Raw genomic sequence first — 25,368 nt, forward strand, 5'->3', positions numbered from 1 at the left:
GGGGCCAGTCTGTGAATGATCTGGGCATGGTAGGGAAACCACTCGATCTGGGGTCGTCTGAGTGCTTGTATTCCCCGTTCACTGGCGTACACTTGGACCCGGCCGAATACACATTCGTGCATGCAGTGCCAGCGATTCCCCCCAATCCGGCACTGTAGAGGCGGCACCCATTCCCCCCAATGGGTGCCGCCTTCTTCTGTCTCCGGCGCCGGCTGCAGGTGGCCGCCGGGGAGTATTCGAATATCGCTTATAGTTCTGCCACTATCAGCTCTATGCTTCTGAGATGACCGATCTCTTCCTGGCCGTCGTCGTCGACATCGTGGGTTCCCGCCGTCTCGACGATCGCACCCGCGCTCAGCGTGCGATCCAGGACGTCTTCCTCCAGGTGGAGGCCACCTGGCCCGCCGAGCAGCCGCTGCGTCCCACGGTCGGCGACGAGTTCCAGGTCGTCTACGCGGACGTCGCGACCGCACTGCGTGCCACCACCCTCGCGCGACTCCTGTTCCCTGCCGAGGTCGACTGCCGGTTCGGCCTCGGCTGGGGTGAGGTCACGGACATCGACGCCGGGCAGGACGCGCTCATCCAGGACGGCTCCGCCTGGTGGCGGGCCCGGGCCGCCATCGACGAGGCCCATCGGAGGGAGGACAAACGTCAGCCGTACCTGCGATCGTGGTTCGAGGGCGAATCGCCCCAGGACGGAGACTCCATCGTGAACGCACTCCTCACCCTGCGCGATCACACGATCGATCAGATGCGGAACCCTCGACAGCGACAGCTCGCCGCGGGTGCGCTCCTCGGCCGATCGCAGGAGTCGATGGCGGCCGAGGTCGGCATCTCGCAGTCCGCGGTGTCGCAGAACCTGCAACGATCGGGCGGCGCCGCGCTCGTCTCGGCCCTCGACCTGCTCGCCGGAGCGCCGATTCGATGATCACGGCCGTCCTGCTGCTCATGATCGGGGTCGCCGACATCTGTCGTGGACTGATCCGGGGACCGCGCTGGTCGCCGGCGATCGGGCTGGTGGTGGTCTGGCTGTTCGCCGTGCTGGGCCTCGGGCTCGACTGGTGGTGGCCGACGCTGACCGGCCTCGTCGCCCTCGGGTGGATCGTGGCGATGCCGTCCTCGGACACCTCGCGACCACGCGGACTCTGGCCCGTGCTGCTGCTCGGTCTCCTCGTCGTCGCCTCCATGCTCGTGTTCGGGGCGGGCGGGACGGCCGACAGCGCCGCAGCGCAGGTCTACGCGGGCTTCGACCTCGGCGTGCTGCAGGAGGTGCCCCTGGCCCTCGCCGTCGCGGCCGGGTCGACCCTCGTCTTCCTCACGCGGAGCAGCAACCTCATCGTGCGGGCGTCGCTGCGCCGCGCGCGTGAGGACGATGAGCCGCAACCGGCCGCGGCACCCGCCTCCGCCTGGACGGTCAGGATCCGCGGTCGAGAGTTGGGGAGCGTCGAGCAGGGCGGCACGCCGCTGCGTCCGACGACGCAGCTGCTCGGTGGCCGACTCATCGGCCCGCTCGAACGGGTCTTCATCGTCGTCCTCGCGCTGAGTGGTACCGGCATGGTGATCGCCGCCATCGTCGCGGCCAAGGGGATCGTGCGCTTCCCGGAGATCTCCGAGGATCGCGGTGTCGGCGGCAAGGCTGAGGAGTTCCTCGTCGGCAGCTTCACGAGCTGGGCGATCGCCGCTGCTGCGGTGCTCTACCTCTGGGTGATCGCGGCCGGGTGAGGCGCCACGGGGTCCCGCGTCGGTTCACGAGGGACCCCGTGGCTCATCGCTGCTCGAGGAACGCCGCGAGCTGCTCCTGATCGGGGTATGAGGCCTGGGCGCCGGCCCCGGTCGCCGCGTAGCTGCCGACGGTCGAGGCGAATCGGGCCGCGTCGACGAGCTCGTCTCCGGCAGCGAGTCGCAGCGCGAGGGCGCCCATGAATGCGTCGCCGCAGCCGGTGGTGTCGACGGCGTCCACCGTCGGCGACGGAACCGACGTCGGGTCGGCCTCGCCGTCGATCACGACACTGCCTGCGGCCCCGGTCGTGACGACGGCTCGGCGGATGCCGTGGCTGCGCAGTGCCGTGGCGGTCGCCTCCCACCCGGCCTCCTCCGGGTCGACCCCTGCGAGGTCGGCCGCCTCGTGCTCGTTCACGAGGAGGACGCCGGTCGCCTGGAGGAGCTCCTCCGGCACCGGACCGTAGGGGGAGAGGTTGAGGAGCACGAGCGCGCCGGCCGAGGCGCCCCGCCGGGCCGTCTCGAGCACGGTGTCGATCGGCACCTCGAGGCACAGGCAGACGACACCGGCACCGTCGAGAGCCGTCCACGCCTCGCCGATCCGATCCGGCGTGAGGGTGCCGTTCGCCCCGGGCGACACGATGATCGTGTTCTCCCCGGCGTCGTCGACGGTGATGACCGCGGTGCCCGTCGCGACGTCGTCACGTCGGGCGATCCGGGTGACGTCGACCCCGGAGCTCGACAGCGACTCGAGCAGGAGGGACCCGTGCGCGTCGTCGCCGACCGCGCCGACCATGGTGACGTCGCCGCCGAGTCTTCCCGCGGCGACCGCCTGGTTGGCGCCCTTGCCGCCGGGGATGACGGCGAGTTCGGATCCGGTGAGCGTCTCCCCGGGCTGCGGGAAGCGTGCCGTGCGGACGACGAGGTCCGCGTTCAAGGACCCGACGACGACGATGCGTGGACTCTGCATGGTGACCTTCCTAGGCTGCCGAGGCGGTCTCGGCCGGACGGACCTCGGCGCCCGCGGGCTTCGGGATGAGGAACGACACCAGCAGGGCGACCGCGGTGATGCCCGCGCCGACCAGCATGGCACTCGTGTACCCGGCCGTCGACGTGCCTCCGGCGGGTGCGACGGCGATCTGGACGGCGGGGAGGACGACGAAGCTGAGGCCGGCGCCCAGGTTGAAGGCGCCCGCGTTCAGTCCGGGCAGGAAGCCCGGGTTCTCCTTCGGCGACAGGACGATGCCCAGCCCGTTGAGCATGATGTTGCCGATGCCCGCGTAGGTCGCACCGATGAGGACGGTCGTCGCGATGAGCACGGGGAGCGAGTGCACACCGACGAGCGCCATGATGACGATCGAGACGATGCTGCCGATGAGGCCGATGCGGAGCACGTTCAGGTAGCCGAGCGTGGGCGCGAGACGACCGGCGAACGGGCCGACGAGCCAGCCGACGAGGGCGTACGGCGTCAGGAACGCGAGGGAGGCGAGGTCGGCCTCCATGCTGAAGCCCGCGTCGGCGTTCTGGGCGATCGAGGTGACGAGGCCGTTGGCGACGGCGAAGACACCGGTCATCGTGAGCAGCGTCGTGAGCAGGAGTGCCCAGGTGCTGCGCTGGCGGAGGTACTTCGTGGCGACCAGCGGTTCGGCGACGCGGTTCTCGACGGTCCAGAAGATCGCGAACGCGACGAGGGCGAGGACGATGAACCCGCCGACGAGCAACCAGTTCGCCGCTGCGAGCTTGCCGGCCTCGTTGAACGCGGTGAGCAGTGCGGCGATCGACACGACGAGCGGGAGCACGCCCCACCAGTCCATCCTCGTACCCTTCGAAGGCTGCGAGTTCACGGCCCACAGGACGACGAAGACGATCGCGACGGCTGCGACGACGGCCATGGTCCAGAAGACGGACCGGAAGCCGTGGTTCGTGACGAGCCAGCCGCCGGCGAGGGCGTCGATCCCGGCGATGCCGCCGTTGACCGCGGTGATGAGGCCCATCATGGCGCCGTACCGCTTCGGGTCGGTGACCTCGGCGCGCAGCATGAGCAGGGTGATGGGCACGACCGGCCCGGAGACGCCCTGGATGATGCGGCCGACGAACAGCATCTCGACGTTCACGGCGAGGGCTGCGACGACGGTGCCGACGAGCATGATGACGAGCATGCCCGTCAGGACACGCTTCCGTCCGATGATGTCGCTGAGGCGGGGGAGGAAGACGGAGAACAGCGCCGCCGTGGTGAAGAACATCGTCTGCGACAGGCCGATGGTGGCGTCGTCGGTCTGCAGTTCGCGCGCCATGCTGACGAGCGCGGGGCTCAGCATGCTGGCGTTCAACTGGAACGCGACGCAGGCGGCGAGCAACGCCGTCATGAGGGCGCCGATGCGGACGGCGGGCTTCGTGGAGCCCAGGAGGTCGCTCACAGCTCGATCTCCCCGATGTTCTCGAGGGCGTCGGTGACGAGGCCCCAGAAGCGTGCGTGGTCGAGCTCGGTCGCGGCCCAGGTGCTGCAGTCGTCCGGAGCCGGGCTGCGGAAGTCGGCGACCGTCATGCCGAGGGTGAGCGTGCCCGTGAGTTCGATGTCGATCGGCACCTTGACGGTCCGCACGATCGTCGGGTCGATCACGTAGGCGACCGCGCACGGGTCGTGCACCGGCGGGCTGTCGAAGCCCTGCGCGTCCTTGTAGGTGGTGCCGAAGAACTCGAGCAGCTCCTCGACGAAGCGCGCCGGGCCGGTGCCGATCGCGGCGATCCGCTCGACGACCTCCGGGGTGGCGAGGGCCTGGTGCGTGAGGTCGAGGCCGACCATGACGACGGGCCAGCTCTCGTTGAAGACGATGTGCGCGGCCTCGGGGTCGATCTTGATGTTGAACTCGGCCACCGCCGACCAGTTGCCGACGTGGTACCCGCCGCCCATGAGGACGACCTCCTTGACGCGCTCCACGATGCGCGGCTCCTTGCGGGCTGCGAGGGCGATGTTCGTCAGGCCGCCGGTCGGGACGAGGGTGATCTCGCCCGGCTCGTGCGACATGACGAGGTCGATGATGAGGTCGATGGCGTGCCGGTCGTCGAGGGCGATCGTCGGTTCGGGGAGGACGGGGCCGTCCATGCCCGATTCGCCGTGGATGTCCGGCGCGTTCTCGAGCGGGCGCACGAGCGGGCGGTCGGCACCGGCGGCGAACGGCACGTCGGTGATCCCGGCGATGCGGGCGACGGCGAGGGCGTTCCGGGTGACCTTCGGGAGCGTCTGGTTGCCGACGACGGTCGTGACGGCGAGCAGCTCGATCTCGGGGTTGCCGTGTGCCAGGAGGATCGCGATCGCGTCGTCGTGGCCTGGGTCGCAGTCGAGGATGATCTTGCGGGGCATGGTTCTCCACATCGTTGGGGTGCTGGGGAAGCGGGCGACACGGCACGTAAAGCGCTTCAGGTCCGCCGGGAGCAGCCTACGTCAAGCGCTTTAGGTTCGCCAAACCGGGTTGTTCGGCCCAGGGTTCCGCGGCCCCGATACGATCGACGGGTGCCCCTCGAACCGAACGATCCCCGGCCACGCGCCGCCCGTCGCGTCACGGCGGCGATGGTGGCGGAGCGGGCCGGGACCTCGGTCGCGACCGTGTCGCTCGTCGCCAACGGCAAGGATGCCGGGCACGTCTCGGCACAGAACGCCGAACGGGTGCGCCAGGCGATCGCGGAGCTCGGCTACGTCGCCGACCACGCCGCGCGGGCGCTCGCGAGCGGGTCCAGCAACCTTGTCGTCTTCGTGACGCCGGATGCGTCGAACCCCTATTTCGGTGCGGTGATCCGCGGGCTCCGGGCCGGCCTCGGCGACGCGTACCAGTTGCTCGTGTCGGTGACCGGGGAGGGCGACGTGCCGACGGCGGCGGCGCTCGGCCGACTCGCGGCCCTCCGACCGGCCGGGGTCGTGGTCGACGCGCCGAGCGAGGCCTTCCTGGACGAGCTCCGGCTCGACACCGCGCTCGTGTTGCTCGACGCACCCCGCCTCCCGACGACGACGGCGGAGGCAGCGTCCGGTGCCGTCGTCACCGACCGACGCGCCGTCTCCGTCGACTTCGACCTCCTCGGCGGTGTCCGAGCACTCCTCGACCACCTCCACATCCTGGGTCACCGGCAGCTCGGGTACCTCGGCGGCCGCACGGCGACGGACACGTTCCTCCTGCGTCGATTGCTGCTCGAGCGCGAGGCTGCCGTGCGCGGTATGCGGGTGCACGCCGACGATCGCGCGGAGAGCATCATCGATCTCGAAGCGGCGGCCGCGGCATTCGTCGACAGCTGGCCGCGGTGGCGCGACTCCGGGGTGACCGCGCTGGTCTGCGCAACCGACACGCACGCGTACGGGGTGCTGCAGTCGGCGCGGGCGATGGGCATGCCGGTGCCGGGGGAGCTCGCGGTGGTCGGGTTCGACGACCTGGCGTCGTCGGTGGTGAGCGATCCGCCGTTGACGAGTGTGCGGTTGCCCGGTGAGGCGCTCGGTCGCGCGGGCGCCGAGCAACTCCTCGCCCGGATCGAGGGCCGGACGGTGGAACCCGCCCCGGTGATCGCTGCGGACCTCGTCATCCGCGCCTCGACGATCGGTCGCTGAGGCGGGGCGACGTCCGCCTGACCCCGCTCCACAACCGCGACCGTTCGCGTGACGTCGTGTGGTCCGCGCCTCCACACTGCGGTGCTCGTACGGGCGCGCCTACGCTCGCCGCATGTCCGATCGCTTCGTCGTCTCCGTCCCGCCCGATGCCGCTCCGCCCGACCCGCCGGGGGCGGCGGCCGACACCGAGCCCGCGCGTGCGGCCGAGTCGCGCGGGGTCACGGCGCTCGCCGACTTCGGGGCTCTTGCTCCCTACCTCGCCGATCCGGGGGTCACCGATCTCTTCGTGAACGGTTCGTCCGGCCTCTGGCTCGACCACGGTGCCGGGCTCGTCCGGGAGGCGGGGTGGCGCTCCGATGAGGCGACCATCCGAGCGCTCGCGGTGCGCCTGGTGGCGAGGGGCGGGCGGCACGTCGACGAGGCGACCCCGTGCGTCGACGTGCGTCTGCAGGACGGGGTGCGGGTGCACGTGGTCCTCCCGCCGGTGTCGACCCGGGGGACGTTGCTGTCCATCCGGGTGCCGCGGGACGAGGCGCTGGGGTTCGATGCGCTGCAGGCCGCCGGGATGTTCCCGGCGGCGGTCGCCGAGCTGCTGCGCGACGCGGTCGCGGCCCGGACGAACATCCTCATCACCGGCGCGGGTGGCTCCGGCAAGACGACGCTCCTCGGCGCCCTGCTCGGCCTCGCCTCACCCGCCGAGCGGCTCGTCGTGATCGAGGACGTCGCGGAGCTGAGGGTCCTCCACCCGCATGTCGTCGCACTCCAGTCGCGCCAGGCCAACCTGGAGGGGGCCGGCGGCATCGACCTCGAACGCCTCCTGCGCGAGGCCCTCCGCATGCGTCCCGACCGGCTCGTCCTCGGCGAGTGCCGGGGGCCCGAGGTGCGCGAGCTGCTGTCGGCGCTCAACACCGGGCACGACGGTGGTGCCGGCACCCTCCATGCGAACTCCGTGACCGACGTGCCCGCCCGTTTGGAGGCGCTCGGTGCGCTCGCCGGCATGAGTCAGGAGGCCGTCGCCCGTCAGGCGACGAGCGCGATCGGACTCATCGTGCACCTGGCACGGCTCCCGGTCGGCCGACAGGTGGTCGCGGTCGGCCGCCTCCTGATCGACGAACACGATCGCCTCTCCGTCGAGGAGCTACCGTGACCCGGCTACGGGTCCTGCGGCGAGTGCTCGCCGCGCTTCCCGGTGCGGCCCAACCCGATGACGACGGCCCGGCACGCGTGGCGCGCACCACCCGTCGTCTGGCCGTGCTGCTGGGTGCCGGCGTCGCACCCGGCAGCGCTTGGAGGCATCTGGCCCTGGAAGCGGACGCCGATGCGCGGACGCGATCAGCAGCGGGGTCCGTCGGGCTCGCGACGGATGAACCGGACGACGAAGCCGGCCCGACGAGCGATCATCGGGCCGACGCGGCGGTGCTGTCAGCGGTGGCCGATGCTGCAACGCACGGCGGCGACCTGCCGGCGGCGATCGCCGCCATCGCTGATCAGGAGACGGGTGCTGGCGCGCGCACAGCCTGGGCGGGCCTGGCAGCCGCTTGGCAGGTCGCTGCGATCAGCGGCGCACCACTCGGCGTCTGTCTGCGCGACCTCGCCGGGTCGCTGCGCGAGTTGGACCGCATCGGTCGCGACGTCGGCACAGCGCTCGCCGGACCGTCCGCGACGGCGAGGCTGGTGCTCTGGTTGCCGCTCGTCGCCGTCCTCCTCGGGATGGCCCTCGGCTTCGACACACTGCGGACGCTCTTCGCGACGCCTCCTGGGCTCTGCTGTCTCGCGGCGGGCGTGGCGTTCCTCGTCGTCGGTGCGCGCTGGAGTTCGGCGCTCAGTGCACGGGCGGCCAGGCGCGACCCGGCACCGGGGTTGTCGCTCGACCTCGTCGCGGTGGCGATGGCGGGTGGGGGAGCGGCGCCGGCGGCCCGGTCGATCGTCGAGGAGGCGTGCGAGCGGTTCGCCGTCCCCTACGACGGTGCCACGATCACGAGCGTCCTCGCCCTGTCGGCCAGGGCGGGCATCCCCGCCGGTGAGCTGCTGCGCAGCGAGGCGGAGCAGCAGCGTGATCAGGCGCGGTCCGACGGTGAGCGGGCAGCCGCGATCCTCGCGACCCGCCTCATGATCCCGCTCGGGGTCTGCATCCTGCCGGCCTTCCTCCTCGTCGGTGTGGCTCCGCTCCTCCTCAGCGTCGTCACGTCGACGACGCTCGGCTTCTGACGAACTGTTCGCCGCAGACCCGCCTTGCTGCAGTGGCGTTGCTGCTTCAGTCGCGCGAGCGTGGCAGTGCACGCCAGCAGCGTGCACCGACGAGCACGGCGACGGCGATGATCACGATCGGCACGAGGATCCACGCGACGTCGCCGGACCAGCCGACGCCGATGCCGTCTTCGTTGGCGAAGGCGAGCACGTCGACGAAGAAGAACCGTGCGTGCGCTTCATCGAGTGTCGACTGCTCGACCACCGAGAGCATCCCGAGGGTGAACAGGGCGAACGAGAACCAGTAGGCGAGGATCGCGACACCGCCCCAGATGACCCCGATCGACCAGGTCGGTCGCAAGCGGGCCGGGTCGTCGGCGTAGCGGGCGGCCAGAGCGCGTGGTGAGCCGAGGTCGGCCACGGCGATCGTCATCGGTCGCTGATCGACCGAGAGCTCGTCCCGGAGTGAACGGATGATCGAACGGCGTTCCCGCCCCGTGACCACGGCCTCGAGGTGCCAGTCGAGGCGCTGCAGGTACGAGTCGCGTCGCCAGCGGTCCGCGACGCTCAGTCCGCGTGCAGCGCGCTCGGCGAGCAGGTCGTCCGGGGTGGCGTGCTTCTGGTCGATCATGCTGATGCTCCTTCAGGGTCGATTCCTCGTTCGGCGATGTCGGTCATCGCCCTCCAGCGGGCGATGGCGTCGAGCCTCGCCGCGTCTCCTCGTTCGGTGATCGCGTAGTACTTCCGTGCTGGTCCGCCCGAGGAAGCGACCCGACGCGCGGTCACCAGTCCGTCGCGTTCGAACCGGCTGAGGACCGGGTAGACGACCCCGGTCGCCAGATCGGCCAGGCCGAGTGCTCGGAGCCGCTCGACGAGCTCGTATCCGTAGGTCTCGCCCCGGTGCACGGTGGACAGGATGAGCATCGGCAACACACCTCGGAGGAGTTGCGAGTCGCGCGCCGCCAGCTGTTCATCCATGACTATTATTCAAGCATGAATAGTGGTTCGGTGCAAGGCGAGTTCGCTCCACAACCGGCCGGTCGACCCGGCCCGTCGCCGACGTCGGATCCGCCCGCGCGTCGTTGGACGCGGTCGCCGAACATGGAGGTGTTCGTGCCACGAGCGCAGCACTCCGGTGCGGGGAAGGAACATCATGATCACGATCGGTCGTCGAGTCGAGCAGCGTGTCACGCGCGAGGTGCGGCGCGTCCTGCAGGACGAACGGGGGTCCGCCACGGCGGAGTACGCGGTGGCCACGATGGCGGCCGTCGGGTTCGCCGGGCTCCTCGTCGCCATCCTCCGCGGAGACGAGGTGCGGGGCATCCTCACCGACCTCATCCGACGAGCCCTGACGGCGAACGGTTGAGCCGTGCGGCTGAAGGTACCGACGTGCCGTTCGGAGGACGGCGCGGTGACGGCGGAGTTCGCTGTCGTCGTCCCGGCCGTCGTCCTCGTGCTGGCCATGGGACTCTCCGCGGTGCAGGTGGGGCTGACCCAGCTCCGTGCGACCGACGCAGCGGCCGACGCCGCCCGGAGCCTGGGGCGAGGCGACGACGCCGGGACCGCGGCGGGTCGGGTCGCGCGCGTCCTGCCGGGGGCCACTATGACGAGTGGCGTGGAGGGCGACCTCGTCTGCGTGCGCGTCGACGCCGTCGGCGGGTCCGGCCTGGCCGGCGTCGTCCCGGTGTCGGCATCCTCATGCGCCATGGGCGGCGGCCGATGAGCGTGAGGTGGCGCCGCCTGGTCCTCCGCGCGGCGCGAGACCTGCGCGACGAGACCGGAGCAGGGTCGGTTCTGGCGGCAGGCATCCTCGGGGCGCTGGTCGCCGTCCTCCTGGCGACGCTGCCCGTGGTGACGCTGTTCGCCGCTCATCAGCGAGCGGCCAACGCGGCCGACGCAGCCGCGTTGGCGGCAGCCGACACCGCGTCCGGTCGTCTCCCAGGCTTCCCCTGCGAAACTGCTCGCATGGTCGCGGCGCGCAATGCGGCGTCGCTCGGCACCTGCAGTGTGGAGGGCGTCACCGTCCTCGTCGACGCCACTGTCGACACGGCCTTCGGCGCCATCACGGTCGCCGCGAGAGCCGGACCTCCTCCGGAGGCGTCCGGCGCCGTCGTCGGGGTGCCCGCGACCGCCACCTATTAAGAGGTAGCGGTGCGATCGGTCAGCCCTGACCGGAGTCGGTCGTGAAGACCGCCTCCAGGAAGCGGTAGTCGACGGCGCTCGGGGCACCGGAGTCGTCGTACTCCTCGCCGGTCGTCCGGGCGTACCGGTAGACCTTGCCGGCGGTGCCGCTCGGCACGTCGACGGTGGGCGTCGGTGATCCGCGGTCGCTGAGTCGGGCGCTGATCGTCTTGCCCTCCAGTGGACCGTCGGTCAACTTCACGGTGTAGTTCGTCTGGGTACTCATGGCAGACATTCTGCTCCGAACGCCGCAGAACGCAAGGGGATGGACACGCACGTGGCCGCCCCACGATTGGACAAGCCTGCTGTGCACGTGTGTATGGTGTGCCTGATGGAAGGAGCCTCGTGGCAGGCAAGAAACTCGTGATCGTAGAGTCACCGACCAAGATGAAGTCGATCGCCGGATATCTCGGTGACGACTACGAGGTGCTGTCCTCGGTCGGTCACATCCGCGACCTCATCGAGCCGAAGAACCTTCCCGCCGAGCTCAAGAAGGGCTCGCTCGGCAAGTTCTCGGTCGACGTCGACAACGGCTTCGAGCCGTACTACGTCGTCTCCGACGCGAAGAAGAAGACCGTCGCGGACCTCAAGCGCGCACTCAAGAACGCCGACGAACTCCTCCTCGCGACTGATGAGGACCGCGAAGGCGAAGCCATCGCGTGGCACCTCCTGCAGGTCCTGCAGCCCAAGGTCCCCGTCAGCCGCATGGTCTTCCACGAGATCACCAAGGACGCCATCCTCGCCGCGAAGGACAAGACGCGGCCCCTCGACACCGACCTCGTCGACGCCCAGGAGACCCGCCGCATCCTCGACCGCCTGTACGGGTACGAGATCTCGCCCGTGCTCTGGCGCAAGGTCGGCCCCGGGCTGAGCGCCGGACGCGTGCAGTCCGCCGCCACCCGACTCGTCGTCGACCGGGAGCGGGAGCGCCTCGCCTTCCGCGCCGCCTCCTACTGGGACGTCATCGCTCGCTTCCTCCCCGAAGCCGACGCCACCGGAGCGCCCTTCACCGCACGTCTCGTCCGGCTCGAAGGCGACCGCGTCGCCACCGGCCGCGACTTCGACGACCTCGGACAGCTCAAGGGCAGTGCCGTCCCGCTCGACGAACAGCGGGCCACGGCGCTCGCCGCAGCACTTGAGCAGTCGAAGGCGACCGTCCTCTCCGTCGAGTCCAAGCCGTACTCCCGCCGGCCGGCGGCTCCCTTCACGACCTCCACGCTCCAGCAGGAGGCCGGTCGCAAGCTCCGGTTCTCCGCTCGCCAGACGATGAGTGTCGCGCAGTCGCTGTACGAGAACGGCTACATCACGTACATGCGTACCGACTCGCCGTCGCTGAGCAAGCAGGCGATCGACGCGGCCCGGAAGCAGGCTGCTGCCCTCTACGGTGCCGAGACGGTGCCCGACAAGCCGCGCCTCTACAGCGGCAAGAGCAAGAACGCGCAGGAGGCGCACGAGGCGATCCGTCCCTCTGGCGACACGTTCCGCACGCCGTCCTCGCTCGCCTCGACGCTCCGCGGCAACGACTTCAAGCTGTACGACCTGATCTGGAAGCGCACCGTCGCCAGCCAGATGGCCGACGCGAAGGGCTCCACCGCGACGATCACGCTCGAGTCGAAGACCGACGTCGGCCGCGCCGAGTTCACCGCGTCCGGCACCGTCATCACCTTCCGCGGCTTCCTCGCCGCCTACGAAGAGGGCCAGGACGAGGACCGCAACTCCCAGGACGACGCGTCCGAGGCGAAGCTGCCCCCGCTCACCGAAGGCCAGCAGCTCGGCATCGAGGACCCGGAGGCGAAGGGGCACGAAACCTCGCCGCCGCCGCGCTACACCGAGGCCAGCCTCGTGAAGCGGCTCGAGGAGCTCGGCATCGGCCGACCGTCCACGTTCGCATCGATCATCTCCACGATCATCGATCGCGGCTACGTGACGCAGCGCGGCCAGGCGCTCATCCCCAGCTGGGTGGCGTTCAGCGTCGTCCGTCTCCTGGAGGAGTACTTCGAGGAACTCGTCGAGTACGACTTCACCGCGGAGATGGAGAACGACCTCGACCGGATCGCCGGCGGCTCGGTCGACCGCGTCGACTGGCTCAAGGGCTTCTACTTCGGCGACGATTCGGGTCGCGGCCTGCGTCAGGTCATCGACAACCTCGGCGACATCGACGCCCGCCGCATCAACTCGATCGTCATCGACGACGGGGTCACGCTCCGCATCGGCAAGTACGGCCCGTACCTCGAGGTCACGCCCGACGGTCCGCCGCCGGCCGAAGGAGAGGAAGCCCCGACGCCGCGTCGGGTCAACCTGCCCGAGGACCTCGCGCCCGACGAACTGACGCCCGCGAAGGCGCACGAGCTCATCGACGCACCCGTCGTCGGCGATCGCGTCATCGGTGTGAACCCGACGACCGGCAAGGAGATCGTCGCGAAGGACGGACGCTTCGGCCCCTACATCACCGAGGTCGACCCGGAGCCCGAGGCGGAGCTCTCCGTCGACACGGCGACCGGCGAGGTGACCGAGCCTGCTGCGAGTGCCAAGAAGAAGGCCCCCGCCAAGAAGAAGGCGGCAGCCGAGAAGCCCCGCACCGCGTCGCTCTTCAAGTCGATGGACCTCGCGACCATCGACCTCGAGACCGCGCTCAAGCTCCTCGACCTGCCTCGCGTCGTCGGTGCCGATCCTGAGTCCGGCGAAGAGATCCTCGCGCAGAACGGTCGCTACGGTCCGTACCTGAAGAAGGGCACCGACACCCGGTCGCTCACCTCCGAGGACGACATCTTCGCGGTCGACCTCGCCGGTGCCGTCGAGCTGTTCGCACAGCCCAAGTACGGAGCCCGGAAGGCGTCGAGCGCCCTCAAGGAGTTCGAGGCCGACCCCGAGAGCGGGAAGCCGATCAAGATCAAGGACGGCCGTTTCGGCGCCTACGTGACGGACGGCGTGACCAACGCGACGATCCCTCGTGGCGAGGAGGTCGAGGACGTCGACTTCGAGCGAGCGGTCCAGCTCCTGGCGGACAAGCGTGCGAAGGGCCCGGCGAAGCCGAAGGCCGGTCGCAAGGCTCCCGCGAAGAAGGCACCCGCGAAGAAGGCTCCGGCCAAGAAGACCGCCGCCGCGAAGACGGGGACCGCCAAGACAGCGGCCACGAAGTCCGCGACGGCCACGTCGACCGCCCGTTCGGAAGCGGCGAAGAAGGCTGCCGCGACCCGCGCCGCGAACAAGGCGGCTGCGGCGAAGGCCGACGCCGTCACGTGAGCGAGGGAGAACGCCCTCGGGGCCTGTTCATCACCCTCGAGGGCGGCGACGGTGTCGGGAAGTCGACACAGGCGCGGCTCCTGAGCGACTGGTTCGAGCAGCAGGGACGGACGGTCGTCCGGACTCGCGAGCCGGGCGGCAGCGAGCTCGGTGTCGAGATCCGCGAGATCGTCTTGCATCACCGGGGCGACATCAGCCCGCGTGCCGAGGCCCTGCTCTACGCAGCGGACCGTGCTCACCACATCGCCACCGTGGTGCGCCCGGCCCTCGCGAGGGGCGAGGTCGTCCTGCAGGACCGGTACCTCGACTCGTCGGTCGCCTATCAGGGCAGCGGACGCGTGCTCGACGCCGAGCAGATCCGCAGCATCTCGCTCTGGGCCGCCGAGGACCTCCTGCCCGACGTCACCGTCCTCCTCGACCTGGACGTCGCGGTCGCCCGTGGTCGTCTCGACAACGCCAACAAGCGGTTCGACCGGCTCGAGGCCGAGGCGCAGGACTTCCACACCCGGGTGCGGGAGTCGTTCCTCGCCCTCGCGGCCGCGGAACCCGAGCGGTTCCTCGTCGTCGACGCCGCGCTCCCGCCCGAGCGACTGGCCGCCGACATCCGGGCCCGCATCGCGCCGCTCCTCTGAGCGCACCCCACTCCGGTCCCTGAGCCTGTCGAAGGGCACATCCTCCCGGTCCCTGAGCGCACACCGTTCCGGCCCCTGAGTGCACACCGTCCCAGCCCCGCCGGCTCAGGTCGGTGCCGCCCGGTATCGTAGAGGCATGGCTTCCTGGACCGACTTGACGGGTCAACGCGACGCGATCGAGCTCCTCCAGTCGGCGTCGGACCCGGTCACGCCCAAGGGCCTCACCCACGCCTGGCTCATCACCGGGCCGCCCGGTTCCGGCCGGTCGACCCTCGCCTACGCGTTCGCCGCCGCGCTCCTCAGCCGCGAGCCCGGGGGCGACGACGTCACCCGTCGTCAGGTGGAGGCGCGCACCCACCCCGACCTCTCCGCGCTGAGCACCGATCGCGTCATCATCACGATCGACGAGGTCCGCGACCTCGTCCGGAACGCCTACCGCGCGCCGTCCGTCGGTCGCTTCCGCGTCATGGTCGTCGAGGACGCCGACCGCATGACCGAGCGCACGTCCAACCTGCTGCTGAAGTCGCTCGAGGAACCGCCGAGCAGCACGATCTGGGTGCTGTGCGCGCCGAGCGAGGCCGACCTGTTGCCCACCATCCGGTCGCGCGTCCGCTCGGTCCGCCTCGGCGTCCCCACCATCGACGACGTCGCCGAGCTGCTGGAACGGCGCGACGGTGTGGCACCTGAACTCGCCGAACGCGCCGCTCGCGAGGCGCAGAGCCACGTCGGCATGGCTCACCGTCTCGCGACCGACCCCGGCGCTCGGCAGCGCCGTGAGTCCACGCTCCGTGCCGTGCTCGACATCAGGAGCGCGGGGCAGGCTGTCGTCACCGCTGGTCGCCTCCTGGAGCTGGCGGGCGACGATGCGAAGGCGTACACCTCGCTCCGCGACGAGGCCGAGCGGGAGAGCACACTGCGCTCACTCGGCGTCGAGCCCGGTCAGTCGGTCCCGCCGGCCCTCCGCTCGCAGGTGCGGGCGATGGAGGAGGACCAGAAGCGGCGTGCCACCCGCAGCCTGCGCGACGGGCTCGACCGGATCATGGTCGACCTGCTCTCGCTGTACCGCGACATCGTGCTCCTGCAACTGGGGCACGACGCCACGATCATCAACCGTGAATTGCGTCCGGAACTCGAGGAAGCCGCTCGCCGGACGACGCCTGCGGTTACGATCGAAACCTTGGAGGCGATCTCCGTCGCCCGCACACGAATCGAAGGGAACGTCGCCCCGGCGCTGGCCTTGGAGGCCATGCTCGTGTCGGCGGTCCGGTAGGGAGCCTCTGTGACTTCGCCCAGGCAGCAGCCGTCGGACTCGACGGGATCGATCGGTGCACCCCGTCGCAGGGGCCCCGGTGCGCGCCGTGCGGCGCGGGTCGCCCTGGTGGCCGGTCTCGCGGTCGCGGCACTCACCCTGAGTGGGTGCGTGACGGCCTTCCTGCCGCCGAAGGCCGCCGAGCCGACGACGTCGTCCTCCTCGCCGGCGACGAGCGACGTCGACGCCGAGCTGAAGCCCTTCTACGAGCAGAAGCTCGACTGGAAGACCGGCGGCTGTGCCGACGGCTTCGAGTGCGCCACGGCGAAAGCGCCCATCGACTGGGACAACCCCTCCGACGGCGAACTCTCCCTGGCGCTCGTGCGTCACCAGGCGACGAACGGCAAGCCGATCGGTTCGCTCTTCATGAACCCCGGCGGCCCGGGGGGTTCCGGCTACAGCCTCGTCGCCGACAGCCTGGACTTCGCGGTCGACAAGGACCTCCAGGAGAACTTCGACGTCGTCGGCTTCGACCCCCGCGGTGTCGGAAAGTCGACGCCGGTGACCTGCCTGACCGACTCGGAAATGGACGCGTACCTGTACGACGTGACGCCGGGGAAGCGCGGCTCCGACGAGTGGATCGCCGCGAACGAGAAGGCCGCCAAGGACTTTGGCGACGCGTGTGCGGAGGAGACGGGCAAGATGCTCGAGTTCGTCGATACGCAGAGCGCCGCGAAGGACCTCGACATGCTGCGCGCCGCCGTCGGCGACAAGCAGCTCTACTACCTCGGGTACTCGTACGGCACCTTCCTTGGCGCGACGTACGCGGAGCTCTTCCCGAAGAACGTCGGGCGCCTCGTGCTCGACGGTGCGATCGACCCGTCGACGTCGAACTTCGAGGTCGTCAAGGAGCAGGCCAAGGGCTTCGAGAGTGCTCTGCGCGCCTACCTCGAGGACTGCATTACGGGCAAGGACTGCCCGTTCAGCGGCTCCGTCGACAGTGCGATGACCGAGATCAAGACGCTCCTCGACGAGGTCGACGCGAACCCGATCCCCGGCGACGACGGACGTGAACTGGGCGGCAACACCCTGCTCACGGCGATCATCTACCCGCTGTACCAGGCCGATGCGTGGCCGTACCTCAGCCAGATGTTCGACGAGGTCATGCAGGGCGGGACCGACATCGCCTTCCAGTTCGCCGACGGCTACAACGGTCGCAACGAGTCCGGCAAGTACGCCGACAACCAGACCGAGGCCTTCAACGCGATCAACTGCCTCGACTACAGCTACGACGACGACAAGACGAAGATGGCCGACGAGGCGAAGCAGCTGGAGGAGGCGGCTCCCGTGATCGGCCAGTACATGGCCTACGGTGACACGTTCTGCGCCAACTGGCCGTACCAGACGCGGACCGAGCGTGGGGAGATCCACGCGAAGGGTGCTGCGCCGATCCTCGTCGTCGGGACGACGAACGACCCGGCCACGCCGTACGTCTGGGCGCAGAATCTCGCGGAGCAGCTCGACAAGGGTCAGCTGATCACCTACAAGGGTGAGGGTCACACCGGCTACAACAAGGGCAGCGACTGCGTGAACCAGGCGGTCGACCAGTACCTCATCGACGGCACGGTGCCGTCGAAGGACCCGATGTGCAGTTGACGGCGGGATCCTGATGACCATGACGGCGCCGGCTGAACTCGGGCTCCGCGAGCGGAAGCGGCTCGCGACGCGTCGGGCGATCCAGCACGCGGTGTTGACGCTCGCGAGTGAGCAGGGGCTCGAGAACGTGACGGTCGAGGAGGTGAGCCGTCGGGCGGAGGTCTCGCCGCGGACCTTCTTCAACTACTTCGGGACGAAGGAGGAGGCGCTGATCGGCGACATCCCGCTGATCCCGGACGGCGACGCCCTGCACGCATTCCTCACCGCGGGGCCCGCCACCGACGTGCTCACCGATCTGGGGGAGCTCCTGGCCCGGACCGTCGGTGACGCCGACGAGGACGTCGAGATCCACCATCTCCGCAAGGACGTCCTGCGCGACCACCCGCACCTGCTGGGTGCGCGGATCGCGAGCATGCGCGGCTTCGAGGAGGGCCTGTACAAGGTCGTCGAGCGGCGGGTGCTGAACGACGACCCGACGCTCGCGGAGGACGCCGAGGCACTGTTCGACCGCTGCTGGATGGTGACGATGGTGGGCTTCGCCGGCCTGCGTCATGCCTGGCGCTGCTGGGCCGATGCGCCGACACCAGGGTCCCTCGCCGAGCGGATCCGTCGTTCTTTCGCCGAGCTGTACACGACGGTCCAAAAGCTGCGCTAACATGGATACTCGTGCGCCGGGCGACCAGCGCACGCGCCGCCCTAGCTCAGTCGGCAGAGCATCTCACTCGTAATGAGAAGGTCAAGGGTTCGATTCCCTTGGGCGGCTCCACCAGCATCACCCGGCCGTTGCCCTGGAAACCCCAGGTCAGCGGCTGTTCTGGTTTTCGGGAGGCTCCTCGTCCGCCGCCGAATCCTGTGCGGAGACAGCCGTAGGATGACCGGATGGGTGCACTCGCCAGAACCACGGACGCACAGATCGATGCCGTCTGCGAGGCCTTCACGTCGGTGTCGTGGCCGCTGGGTCGCGACGACTTCACGGCGCTCGCGGAGCGTCTCGGGTGGCAGTTCAAACTGGAGACGTCGAGCGGTGTGCAGCACCGTTCCGGGTATCACGTGAACCTGCCGACCGTTCGTTCGCTCGTCGCAGATGAAGCGATCGCCCAGGTCGTGATCGCGGTCTCCGACAAGAGCGACGACCCCGGCGCGCTGCGGAGCGCCGCACAGGAGTTGCAGTCGGCGCTGAGCGCGCATCTTGGTCAGTCCTCCGGAGCCCAGGCCGGCGACCCGTACTGGGAACTGGCGAACGGCGGCAGGATCTGGCTCAAGACGGTTCCCAAGAAGGTGCTGCTCGTCGTCGAAGGGCAGCGGTTCGCCGACGTGGAGCGGGGCGAGGAGCGGCTGGGCATCGATCCCGGCCGTATGCCGGGCGCCGTTGACGACACTGACTGATCCCGTCTGGTCGACTGCGGTGTCATGACGACCCGTCCGCCGGCCTGATGAACACGCTCGCGATCGCGGTGAGGAGGATGAGCGCCGCGGCGATGACGAGGCTGAGTTGCAGCCCGGCGATGAATCCCGTCGAACCGGTGAGGAGCGCCCCGAAGACCGCGATGGCGACCGCACCGCCGAGTTGCCGGAAGGTGTTGAACACCGCACTCGCGGTGCCGGCGCGCGATGCCGGGACGCTCGCGAGGACCACGGAGGTCACCGGGGGCATCGCCACGGAACCTCCCGCGGCGGTGAAGCACGCGAAGACACCCACCCAGATCGGCGACCCCAGGTGCGCAGTGGCGACGGTGCCGACGAGCCCGACCACCATGAGGAGCAACCCCGCCACGATCGGCACGCGCACCCCGAAGCGGTTGGCGACGGTGCCACTGACGATGTTGCCGACGACGGCGAAGAGGGCCGACGGAAGGAACACCAGGCCCGCGAGCAGCGGCGGCAGCCGGAGCTGCTGCTGCAGGAACAGACTCAGAACGAACACGGTCCCGAAGTTGCTCACCATGAACGCGAATCCAACGGCGAGGGCGATGCGCATACCGCTCGATCGGAACAGATCCAACGGCATCATCGGGTGCGCGCTCCTGGCCTGGATGACGAGGAAACCGACGATGCCGACCAGCGCGACGCCGAGGCTGGCGACCGCGACGGTACTGGCGAACCCGTCCGCCCCGCCCTCGATGAGTCCGAACACCAGCGCCGTCGACGCGATGAGCCAGACGAACTGTCCGGCCCAGTCGAACGGCTCGGGCCGTGACGGGGATGATGCGACCGTCCTGAGCAGCAGGAGCATCATGATGCAGACGGGCAGGTTGATCGCGAACACCAGTCGCCAGTCGAGCGTCGTCAACGCGCCACCGAGGACCGGCCCGAGCGCGGTGGCGACCGCGCCGCCGACCGCCCAGACACCCAGCGCGCGAGCGCGCTCGCGAGCTCCCGGGAACGCCTCACGGATGAGCGCCATGGACGCCGGCAGCATCAACGCCGCTCCGGCACCCTGTAGGGCTCGAGCGGCGATGAGGACACCGATCGACGGGGCCTCCGCACACGCGATCGACGTGACGAGGAAGACGGTGATGCCGACGCCGAACGCCCGCTTCGCGCCGAACCGCTCCGAGAGGTTGCCGGCGAGGAGCAGGAGGGCCGCGAACAGCACCGTGTAGGCGTCGATCACCCACTGCAGCGATGCCGTCGTTCCGCCGAGGTCTCGCGCGATGCTGGTGAGCGCGATGGTGACGATGAGGATGTCGAGGGTGATCAGGAAGAACCCGAGCGCAGCCAGCAGCAGCGTCAGGCGTTGTCGCGGCTTCCGGCCTTCACGGTCGGCGAGGTCGTCGTCCGGGGCCGGTGATGACACGCGGTGTGCTGCCGCGTTCCCGTGGTCGATCTGCATCCCTCGATCACACACCACCGGCGATGAAGCAGGGATACTCCGCCAGGGCACGTCTCACGGCGGCGCGAGCACGTGCGACGCTGCGCGCCTGCTCGGACGGCTTCCACGAGGTCGAGGATGGGTGTCCTGCGGGAACACCCCAGCGCCGGAGGCCGCGTCATATCGTTGTCGGCATGGACAATCGAGACGAGGTGCGCGAGTTCCTGACGACCCGTCGGGACCGACTCACGCCAGAGCAGGTGGAGCTGCCTGGCGGAACGAATCGACGCGTGCCTGGGCTGCGTCGCACCGAGGTCGCGATGCTCGCCGGAGTGAGCGTCGAGTACTACTCGCGTCTCGAGCGCGGGAACCTCTCGGGGGTGTCGGAGGCGGTCCTCGACGCGATCGGCACCGCACTGCGGTTGGACGACGCGGAGCGCTCCCACCTCATGGACCTCGCTCGTGCGGCGAACGAATCGCCGATCCGGGCCCGCCGACGGTCTGCGCCGGCCGGCGTGCGGCCCGGTATGCAACTCGCCCTCGACTCCATCACCGCAGGCCCGGCGTTCGTCCGGAACGGTCGGATGGACGTCCTCGCCGAGAACGCGCTCTTCCGCGCGCTGTACGCCGACCTCTACGCGCTCCCGGAGCGCCCGGTGAACCTGGCTCGGTTCGTGTTCCTGCACCGCGACCTCGCGGAGGCGTTCTATCCGAGCTGGTCGACCTCAGCCGACATCAACGTCGCCATCCTCCGCACCGAGGCGGGGCGCAACCCGCACGATCGGGCCCTGCAGGACCTGGTGGGTGAGCTGTCCACGCGCAGCGAAGAGTTCCGCGTCCGTTGGGGCGCGCACAACGTCCGCCATCACACGTCCGGCGAGAAGGTGTTCCATCACCCGGTCGTCGGCGAGCTCCGCATGATCTACGAGGCGATGGAGCCGATGGATCAGCCCGGCCTGAACTTCCTGATCTACAGTGCCGAACCCGGCTCACCGAGCGAGGAGTCACTCAAACTCCTCGCCAGCTGGGCGGCCACCTCCGAACACCCCTCGCCCCACCACTGACCCAAGGAGCACCAAGCATGGAGTACACCCGCCTCGGAGCGACCGGCCTCCGCGTCAGCCGCCTCGCACTCGGTTGCATGACCTACGGCGATCCGAACCGCGGACTCCACCGTTGGACCCTGGACGAAGCGGCGTCCGCGCCGTTCTTCCGGCAGGCGGTCGAGCTGGGGATCACGTTCTGGGACACTGCGAACGTCTATCAACAGGGCAGCGGCGAGGAGTACGTCGGACGCGCGATCAAGCGGTTCAGTCGCCGTGAGGACATCGTCCTCGCGACGAAGGTCTCGGGGAGGATGCATGACGGGCCCGGGGGTTCGGGACTCTCCCGAACGGCCATCCTCGAACAGGTCGACGCGTCGTTGCGACGACTCGGGACCGACCACATCGACGTGTACTACGTCCACCGTTTCGATGAGGAGACGCCGGTCGAGGAGACGATGCGAGCGCTCGACGACATCGTCCGCGCGGGGAAGGTGCGCTACCTCGGCGCCTCCTCCATGTACGCCTGGCAGTTTGCGAAGCTGCAAACGGCCGCAGCGGTCAACGGGCTGACGTCCTTCGTCGCGATGGAGAACCAGTACAACCTGCTGAAACGCGAAGAGGAACGGGAGATGATCCCGATGTGCGCGGACACCGGCGTCGGTCTCACGCCGTACTCGCCGAACGGCAAAGGACGACTGGCCCGGCCGCGCGGCGCAGCCACGGACCGCTCGAACATCGACGAGGTGGCGAAGGCGTTCGACACGGACGCCGACGGCCCGATCATCGACGCCGTCGAGGAGATCGCCGTCGAGCGAGGAATCCCGATGGCGCAGGTCGCACTGGCCTGGGTCCTGCGGAACCCGACGGTCGCAGCTCCCATCATCGGTGCCAACAAACCGGCACACCTCACGGATGCCGCCGCCGCGCTGGACGTGCAGCTGACGGACGACGAGGTCGCCAGGCTCGAATCCCCCTATGTGACGCAAGCGCCCTTCTGGTGGTGAGCACCGCTCGGCCCGGGCGCCGGTGAGGACATCAGCAGATCCCGTCCGGTCGACTGCTGCGGTGCCGCTCAGAGCGTCGTGATCCGCAGGATGCTGGCGTACCCGTCGACAAGCGCAACCGACTGCTTCCAGTAGGCGTCCTCGATCGCGGCGTCGACCTTCGCTTCCACGCTGCCGTGCTCGTCAGGCAGCAGGAGCAGGACGGTGCCTCGGCGGGTGCTGGCAACGGCCTGGGCACCCGGACTCGACTGGACGACACTGTCGATCAGCCGGCTCACGAGATCGTTCGCGTGCGCCACGCCGTAGGCGTCTTTGACCACGGTGAGATCGACGATCTCGATCGAGTGGACCACGGAACCCGGGTTGTCACGATGGAGCGCCCAGAGCCGACGGACCGTCGTGAAGCAACCGGGTCCTCCGCTCGCCCGCCGACTGGAGAGCTCTTCGATCCGCAGGAACACCAGGACCAACGTGGTGACGACGACGAACACCAGGTTGATCACCGTCGTGATCTCGGTGTTGAAGTACCGCTCGAACACATCGCCACGGGGGCCCTGGAGACCGAAGACGACGGCGCGCACACCGCTGTAGGACGCGTGGAGTGCGTGCACGATCGTCATCGCCCAACTCACCCGGAACGACCCGAACAGACCCCTCCGCGATTCGACTGCCGTCAGCACGGCGAAGAGGCTCAGGCTCAGGAGTTTCGGGACGACCCCCGCCCAGTTCGGACCTCGGGACTCGGGCAGGAACGTCAGGATCATGACGATCAGCACCACCGTGACGACCAGCCAGAACCGGATCCGTCGGCCGTTGAACGCCTGGCAGCCCAGCCAGACGAACCCGACAGCGCCGACCATCGCGCCGTTCCCCACCGCCACCACCAAGGGCGGATGCCCCAGCCCCGTCGCGGCCAGGTAGGAAGCGGTGCACAGGACGGCGAGCATGGAGGCGGTGAGCCAGAGGTTGATGTACCTTCCGGACAGCGACTGACGGCTGTCGACGACGAACAACAGCGCACACGACCCGGCAACCAGCACGGATACGGCGAGCAGGACGAAGGTCTCGGAATTCATCGGTCCTCCGCATCGTCGCGCCTACCCGTTTCGCCAGCACTCTAGTCCTCTCACGCCCTTCGCCGTCGAGGCTCGATGGGTATCGCTCGCACGGTCACGTCAGGACAGCCCCGGGAACGGTCGATGGCCTCCGACGGTTCGTCGACGCGCACTGCGCCGCCGTGCCGATCGCCTCGTCGGTGTCGTCAGCCGACCGTGCGCTTCCGACGGGCCAGCGGCAAGCGGACGATGAAGGTCGTACCGGGGTCTCCAGTGGCGAACGCCTCGATCGTGCCACGGTGCGCCTGCGCGATGGATCTGGCGATGGTGAGTCCGAGGCCCGAGCCGCGGATCGTCTCCTCGCGCACGTTCCCGGCTCGGTGGAACCGTTCGAAGACCCGGGTGAGTTCGTCCGTCGGGATGCCGATGCCCGTGTCGGTGACGCGGATGATCGCATCCACGCCGTCCGAGCGCACGCTCAGGAAGATCTCGCCGGCGCGGGTGTAGGTCACGGCGTTGTCGAGCATGATCGAGAGCAACTCACGGAGTCGTGCCCGATCGCCGACGAGCTGCAGCGTCGGCACGGCGGCCGTGCGCAGCTCCACGCCGTCGGGCAGGCCGAGTCGTCGTCGCTCGTCAGCCGCTTCCAGGACGATGGTGCTCAGGTCGACTGGTTCGTCGGTGATCTCCAGGTGGGGTGCGCTCGCTGCGAGGAACTGTTCAGCCAGGCGCCCGAGATGATCGGCGCTCCGGCGGATGACGGTGAGCTGGGCCTGCACCCGGGGCGCGACGTCCGCGTCGTCCTCGAGCATGTCGAGGTACCCGAGGATGCTCGTGAGCGGTGTCCGGAGTTCGTGGCTGAGGCTCGTGAGCGACTCGGTGCGCATCCGGACGGCTTCGGTGAGCTCGGTCACGTCCTGTCCGACGAGGAGCGCTCCGTTCGGTTCGCCGTCCGCGCCACTGACCGGTCGGCCGTTCGCGACGAGGGCTCGTTGCTTGCCGGGAGGCCCCACCCAGTAGAAGAAGTCGCGGACGTCCTGTCCATCGAGAACCCGCACGACTGGTTGGTCCTCCGTCGCCAGCGGGGTGACGCCGTCCGCCGCCCAGATGAAACGGGCGCTCCCGGTCGACGCGTCGTAGCCGGCCAGCGCCGCGAGTTCCACAGCGAGCCGGTTGTTGAGGATCTGGTCTCCGTGCTCGTCGAAGAAGACCAGCCCGACGTTCACCTCGTCGGCGACGGTGCGGAGCATCACGGCCAGCCTGTTCTGCCGCTCCAAAGCTTCGACCCTCGCCTCGCCCTCGGCCCGCACGCTTGCCTGGGCTCGTTCGAACCGCTGCGACTGCAGGCCGACGGCGAGGATGACCAGCACCAGCAGGAGGGTGAGCGCGACGAGCTCGCTCCGGTCCCGCGCGCTCTCGGGAGCCTCGCCGTACAGCAGGCTGGGCAGCCAGATGACGAGCACGCTCCCCACGAGAGCGAGGACGACGCCGAGGCGCCCGAAGCTGTAGGACAGCCAGAGCACCGGGAAGGCGAGTAGCACGATCGATGCGCCGAGGACGGGGGACACCGCATGGTTCACGAGTCCCACGACGGCGAGGTCGGCGCTGACGAGGGTGAGCGCCCACGGGCGCGCGATCCGCTCCCACGGAAGCACGAGTGTCGCGACGAGCGCGAGTCCCATGACGGCCCAAGCCAGTTGGAGCTCGGTGACCCGGAGGACGGCCGGACTGGTGGTGCCGACGATCGCCGTGACGATCCCCACGCCCAGCGCCAGCGGACCCTGACTCCGGCTCAAGAGGCTGAACCGGGGGTGGTGCTCCGTGCCTTCGATCCAGCGTGGCATCGGGCCTCCCAGGTGTCCCGCCCGGTGTCGGGCCAGTTCACTGTATCGCCGCCGTGATCGATGGCGGCTCCCTTGATACGCGCTCATCCGACGGCCTATGTGCTGGACGCGTCCGCCTCCGTGGCCGCGTCCGAGCGACCGATGCCTAC

The 25,368-nt window shown here is 69.5% G+C and carries 25 protein-coding genes and 1 tRNA gene; 17 read left to right on the plus strand and 9 right to left on the minus strand.

Features of this window, described 5'->3' with window-relative positions; all coding sequences use genetic code 11:
• The first annotated feature begins 283 nt into the window (after positions 1 to 283).
• Together ACQG07_RS07180 and ACQG07_RS07185 are read left to right on the plus strand one after the other, a co-directional pair.
• Positions 284 to 928: a SatD family protein gene (locus ACQG07_RS07180; RefSeq protein WP_426737875.1), complete on the plus strand. Its 645-nt coding sequence runs from the start codon at positions 284 to 286 to the stop codon at positions 926 to 928.
• Complete coding sequence (locus ACQG07_RS07185; RefSeq protein WP_426737876.1) at positions 925 to 1,722, plus strand: hypothetical protein; 798 nt, start codon at positions 925 to 927, stop codon at positions 1,720 to 1,722. Before ACQG07_RS07180 ends, ACQG07_RS07185 begins: the two co-directional genes overlap by 4 nt.
• A 43-nt stretch (positions 1,723 to 1,765) precedes the next feature.
• Here the strand turns inward: ACQG07_RS07185 and ACQG07_RS07190 are convergent, their stop codons facing one another.
• The 3 genes from ACQG07_RS07190 to ACQG07_RS07200 are packed head-to-tail and all read right to left on the minus strand — an operon-like array spanning position 1,766 to position 5,080.
• A complete protein-coding gene (locus ACQG07_RS07190) occupies positions 1,766 to 2,689 on the minus strand; it encodes a ribokinase (RefSeq protein WP_426737877.1) in 924 nt (307 codons plus the stop codon).
• 10 nt (positions 2,690 to 2,699) lie between these two features.
• The gene (locus ACQG07_RS07195) at positions 2,700 to 4,136 is read right to left on the minus strand and encodes an MFS transporter (protein WP_426737878.1); all 1,437 of its coding nucleotides are present in this window, start codon (positions 4,134 to 4,136) and stop codon (positions 2,700 to 2,702) included.
• The gene (locus ACQG07_RS07200; protein ID WP_426737879.1) at positions 4,133 to 5,080 is read right to left on the minus strand and encodes a nucleoside hydrolase; all 948 of its coding nucleotides are present in this window, start codon (positions 5,078 to 5,080) and stop codon (positions 4,133 to 4,135) included. The genes ACQG07_RS07195 and ACQG07_RS07200 overlap by 4 nt, the downstream gene beginning before the upstream one ends.
• 150 nt (positions 5,081 to 5,230) lie before the next feature.
• On the opposite strand from ACQG07_RS07200, the gene ACQG07_RS07205 reads away from it, so the two are divergent.
• From ACQG07_RS07205 to ACQG07_RS07215, 3 genes are all read left to right on the plus strand, one after another.
• The gene (locus ACQG07_RS07205; protein WP_426737880.1) at positions 5,231 to 6,310 is read left to right on the plus strand and encodes a LacI family DNA-binding transcriptional regulator; all 1,080 of its coding nucleotides are present in this window, start codon (positions 5,231 to 5,233) and stop codon (positions 6,308 to 6,310) included.
• Positions 6,311 to 6,422: 112 nt separating this feature from the next.
• A complete protein-coding gene (locus tag ACQG07_RS07210; RefSeq protein WP_192019353.1) occupies positions 6,423 to 7,457 on the plus strand; it encodes a TadA family conjugal transfer-associated ATPase in 1,035 nt (344 codons plus the stop codon).
• Positions 7,454 to 8,518: a type II secretion system F family protein gene (locus tag ACQG07_RS07215; protein ID WP_426737881.1), complete on the plus strand. Its 1,065-nt coding sequence runs from the start codon at positions 7,454 to 7,456 to the stop codon at positions 8,516 to 8,518. Before ACQG07_RS07210 ends, ACQG07_RS07215 begins: the two co-directional genes overlap by 4 nt.
• 46 nt (positions 8,519 to 8,564) lie before the next feature.
• Here the strand turns inward: ACQG07_RS07215 and ACQG07_RS07220 are convergent, their stop codons facing one another.
• Both ACQG07_RS07220 and ACQG07_RS07225 read right to left on the minus strand, forming a co-directional pair.
• On the minus strand, positions 8,565 to 9,128 hold the full coding sequence (locus ACQG07_RS07220) for a hypothetical protein (RefSeq protein ID WP_426737882.1): 564 nt from the start codon (positions 9,126 to 9,128) through the stop codon (positions 8,565 to 8,567).
• On the minus strand, positions 9,125 to 9,475 hold the full coding sequence (locus ACQG07_RS07225; RefSeq protein ID WP_079706884.1) for a PadR family transcriptional regulator: 351 nt from the start codon (positions 9,473 to 9,475) through the stop codon (positions 9,125 to 9,127). The genes ACQG07_RS07220 and ACQG07_RS07225 overlap by 4 nt, the downstream gene beginning before the upstream one ends.
• Before the next feature lie 175 nt (positions 9,476 to 9,650).
• On the opposite strand from ACQG07_RS07225, the gene ACQG07_RS07230 reads away from it, so the two are divergent.
• From ACQG07_RS07230 to ACQG07_RS07240, 3 genes are read left to right on the plus strand one after another with little or no spacing between them, the layout of a single operon-like run.
• Positions 9,651 to 9,863: a DUF4244 domain-containing protein gene (locus ACQG07_RS07230; protein ID WP_121293956.1), complete on the plus strand. Its 213-nt coding sequence runs from the start codon at positions 9,651 to 9,653 to the stop codon at positions 9,861 to 9,863.
• 45 nt (positions 9,864 to 9,908) lie between these two features.
• A complete protein-coding gene (locus ACQG07_RS07235; protein WP_159879647.1) occupies positions 9,909 to 10,220 on the plus strand; it encodes a TadE family type IV pilus minor pilin in 312 nt (103 codons plus the stop codon).
• Positions 10,217 to 10,639 carry an Rv3654c family TadE-like protein gene (locus ACQG07_RS07240; RefSeq protein WP_426737883.1) on the plus strand — a complete coding sequence of 141 codons (423 nt, stop codon included), beginning with the start codon at positions 10,217 to 10,219 and terminating at the stop codon, positions 10,637 to 10,639. The genes ACQG07_RS07235 and ACQG07_RS07240 overlap by 4 nt, the downstream gene beginning before the upstream one ends.
• A gap of 19 nt (positions 10,640 to 10,658) precedes the next feature.
• Here the strand turns inward: ACQG07_RS07240 and ACQG07_RS07245 are convergent, their stop codons facing one another.
• Positions 10,659 to 10,904, minus strand: a complete 246-nt coding sequence (locus tag ACQG07_RS07245; RefSeq protein ID WP_274500560.1) for a hypothetical protein — start codon at positions 10,902 to 10,904, stop codon at positions 10,659 to 10,661.
• Positions 10,905 to 11,065: 161 nt separating this feature from the next.
• Here ACQG07_RS07245 and topA point away from each other — a divergent pair, with 161 nt between their 5' ends.
• The 7 genes from topA to ACQG07_RS07280 all read left to right on the plus strand — a co-directional run bounded on the left by topA (position 11,066) and on the right by ACQG07_RS07280 (position 18,844).
• Positions 11,066 to 13,921, plus strand: a complete 2,856-nt coding sequence (gene topA, locus ACQG07_RS07250; RefSeq protein WP_426737957.1) for a type I DNA topoisomerase — start codon at positions 11,066 to 11,068, stop codon at positions 13,919 to 13,921.
• A complete protein-coding gene (tmk, locus tag ACQG07_RS07255) occupies positions 13,918 to 14,553 on the plus strand; it encodes a dTMP kinase (protein WP_426737884.1) in 636 nt (211 codons plus the stop codon). The genes topA and tmk overlap by 4 nt, the downstream gene beginning before the upstream one ends.
• Before the next feature lie 136 nt (positions 14,554 to 14,689).
• Positions 14,690 to 15,823, plus strand: a complete 1,134-nt coding sequence (locus tag ACQG07_RS07260) for a DNA polymerase III subunit delta' (protein WP_137243700.1) — start codon at positions 14,690 to 14,692, stop codon at positions 15,821 to 15,823.
• Between the two features lie 9 nt (positions 15,824 to 15,832).
• The gene (locus ACQG07_RS07265) at positions 15,833 to 17,458 is read left to right on the plus strand and encodes an alpha/beta hydrolase (protein ID WP_426737885.1); all 1,626 of its coding nucleotides are present in this window, start codon (positions 15,833 to 15,835) and stop codon (positions 17,456 to 17,458) included.
• 19 nt (positions 17,459 to 17,477) lie between these two features.
• Positions 17,478 to 18,113 carry a TetR/AcrR family transcriptional regulator gene (locus ACQG07_RS07270; RefSeq protein ID WP_175117477.1) on the plus strand — a complete coding sequence of 212 codons (636 nt, stop codon included), beginning with the start codon at positions 17,478 to 17,480 and terminating at the stop codon, positions 18,111 to 18,113.
• Positions 18,114 to 18,148: 35 nt separating this feature from the next.
• Positions 18,149 to 18,224, plus strand: a tRNA-Thr gene (locus ACQG07_RS07275).
• A 113-nt stretch (positions 18,225 to 18,337) separates the two neighbouring features.
• Complete coding sequence (locus ACQG07_RS07280) at positions 18,338 to 18,844, plus strand: DUF6301 family protein (protein ID WP_426737886.1); 507 nt, start codon at positions 18,338 to 18,340, stop codon at positions 18,842 to 18,844.
• A 22-nt stretch (positions 18,845 to 18,866) separates the two neighbouring features.
• Here ACQG07_RS07280 and ACQG07_RS07285 read toward each other — a convergent pair whose 3' ends face one another.
• Positions 18,867 to 20,291 (minus strand): MFS transporter, encoded by a 1,425-nt coding sequence (locus ACQG07_RS07285; protein ID WP_426737887.1) that lies wholly within the window; start codon positions 20,289 to 20,291, stop codon positions 18,867 to 18,869.
• Positions 20,292 to 20,464: 173 nt separating this feature from the next.
• Between ACQG07_RS07285 and ACQG07_RS07290 the strand changes: the two genes are divergently transcribed.
• Complete coding sequence (locus ACQG07_RS07290; RefSeq protein ID WP_426737888.1) at positions 20,465 to 21,334, plus strand: helix-turn-helix transcriptional regulator; 870 nt, start codon at positions 20,465 to 20,467, stop codon at positions 21,332 to 21,334.
• 17 nt (positions 21,335 to 21,351) lie between these two features.
• Positions 21,352 to 22,320 carry an aldo/keto reductase gene (locus tag ACQG07_RS07295; RefSeq protein ID WP_426737889.1) on the plus strand — a complete coding sequence of 323 codons (969 nt, stop codon included), beginning with the start codon at positions 21,352 to 21,354 and terminating at the stop codon, positions 22,318 to 22,320.
• Positions 22,321 to 22,388: 68 nt separating this feature from the next.
• Here the strand turns inward: ACQG07_RS07295 and ACQG07_RS07300 are convergent, their stop codons facing one another.
• Together ACQG07_RS07300 and ACQG07_RS07305 are read right to left on the minus strand one after the other, a co-directional pair.
• The gene (locus tag ACQG07_RS07300; RefSeq protein ID WP_426737890.1) at positions 22,389 to 23,396 is read right to left on the minus strand and encodes a hypothetical protein; all 1,008 of its coding nucleotides are present in this window, start codon (positions 23,394 to 23,396) and stop codon (positions 22,389 to 22,391) included.
• 185 nt (positions 23,397 to 23,581) lie between these two features.
• Positions 23,582 to 25,219 (minus strand): ATP-binding protein, encoded by a 1,638-nt coding sequence (locus ACQG07_RS07305; RefSeq protein ID WP_426737891.1) that lies wholly within the window; start codon positions 25,217 to 25,219, stop codon positions 23,582 to 23,584.
• Between the last annotated feature and the right edge of the window lie 149 nt (positions 25,220 to 25,368).

It is taken from the genome of Plantibacter sp. 2H11-2, from assembly GCF_050031945.1.
Lineage (GTDB): Bacteria > Actinomycetota > Actinomycetes > Actinomycetales > Microbacteriaceae > Plantibacter > Plantibacter auratus.

Coding starts and splice junctions, on each gene's coding strand:
- ACQG07_RS07180 (WP_426737875.1), top strand. CDS start 284: ATGACCGATCTCTTCCTGGCCGTCGTCGTCGACATCGTGGGTTCCCGC.
- ACQG07_RS07185 (WP_426737876.1), top strand. CDS start 925: ATGATCACGGCCGTCCTGCTGCTCATGATCGGGGTCGCCGACATCTGT.
- ACQG07_RS07190 (WP_426737877.1), bottom strand. CDS start 2,689: ATGCAGAGTCCACGCATCGTCGTCGTCGGGTCCTTGAACGCGGACCTC.
- ACQG07_RS07200 (WP_426737879.1), bottom strand. CDS start 5,080: ATGCCCCGCAAGATCATCCTCGACTGCGACCCAGGCCACGACGACGCG.
- ACQG07_RS07210 (WP_192019353.1), top strand. CDS start 6,423: ATGTCCGATCGCTTCGTCGTCTCCGTCCCGCCCGATGCCGCTCCGCCC.
- ACQG07_RS07220 (WP_426737882.1), bottom strand. CDS start 9,128: ATGATCGACCAGAAGCACGCCACCCCGGACGACCTGCTCGCCGAGCGC.
- ACQG07_RS07225 (WP_079706884.1), bottom strand. CDS start 9,475: ATGGATGAACAGCTGGCGGCGCGCGACTCGCAACTCCTCCGAGGTGTG.
- ACQG07_RS07230 (WP_121293956.1), top strand. CDS start 9,651: ATGATCACGATCGGTCGTCGAGTCGAGCAGCGTGTCACGCGCGAGGTG.
- ACQG07_RS07240 (WP_426737883.1), top strand. CDS start 10,217: ATGAGCGTGAGGTGGCGCCGCCTGGTCCTCCGCGCGGCGCGAGACCTG.
- ACQG07_RS07245 (WP_274500560.1), bottom strand. CDS start 10,904: ATGAGTACCCAGACGAACTACACCGTGAAGTTGACCGACGGTCCACTG.
- topA (WP_426737957.1), top strand. CDS start 11,066: ATGAAGTCGATCGCCGGATATCTCGGTGACGACTACGAGGTGCTGTCC.
- ACQG07_RS07260 (WP_137243700.1), top strand. CDS start 14,690: ATGGCTTCCTGGACCGACTTGACGGGTCAACGCGACGCGATCGAGCTC.
- ACQG07_RS07270 (WP_175117477.1), top strand. CDS start 17,478: ATGACGGCGCCGGCTGAACTCGGGCTCCGCGAGCGGAAGCGGCTCGCG.
- ACQG07_RS07280 (WP_426737886.1), top strand. CDS start 18,338: ATGGGTGCACTCGCCAGAACCACGGACGCACAGATCGATGCCGTCTGC.
- ACQG07_RS07285 (WP_426737887.1), bottom strand. CDS start 20,291: ATGCAGATCGACCACGGGAACGCGGCAGCACACCGCGTGTCATCACCG.
- ACQG07_RS07290 (WP_426737888.1), top strand. CDS start 20,465: ATGGACAATCGAGACGAGGTGCGCGAGTTCCTGACGACCCGTCGGGAC.
- ACQG07_RS07295 (WP_426737889.1), top strand. CDS start 21,352: ATGGAGTACACCCGCCTCGGAGCGACCGGCCTCCGCGTCAGCCGCCTC.
- ACQG07_RS07300 (WP_426737890.1), bottom strand. CDS start 23,396: ATGAATTCCGAGACCTTCGTCCTGCTCGCCGTATCCGTGCTGGTTGCC.
- ACQG07_RS07305 (WP_426737891.1), bottom strand. CDS start 25,219: ATGCCACGCTGGATCGAAGGCACGGAGCACCACCCCCGGTTCAGCCTC.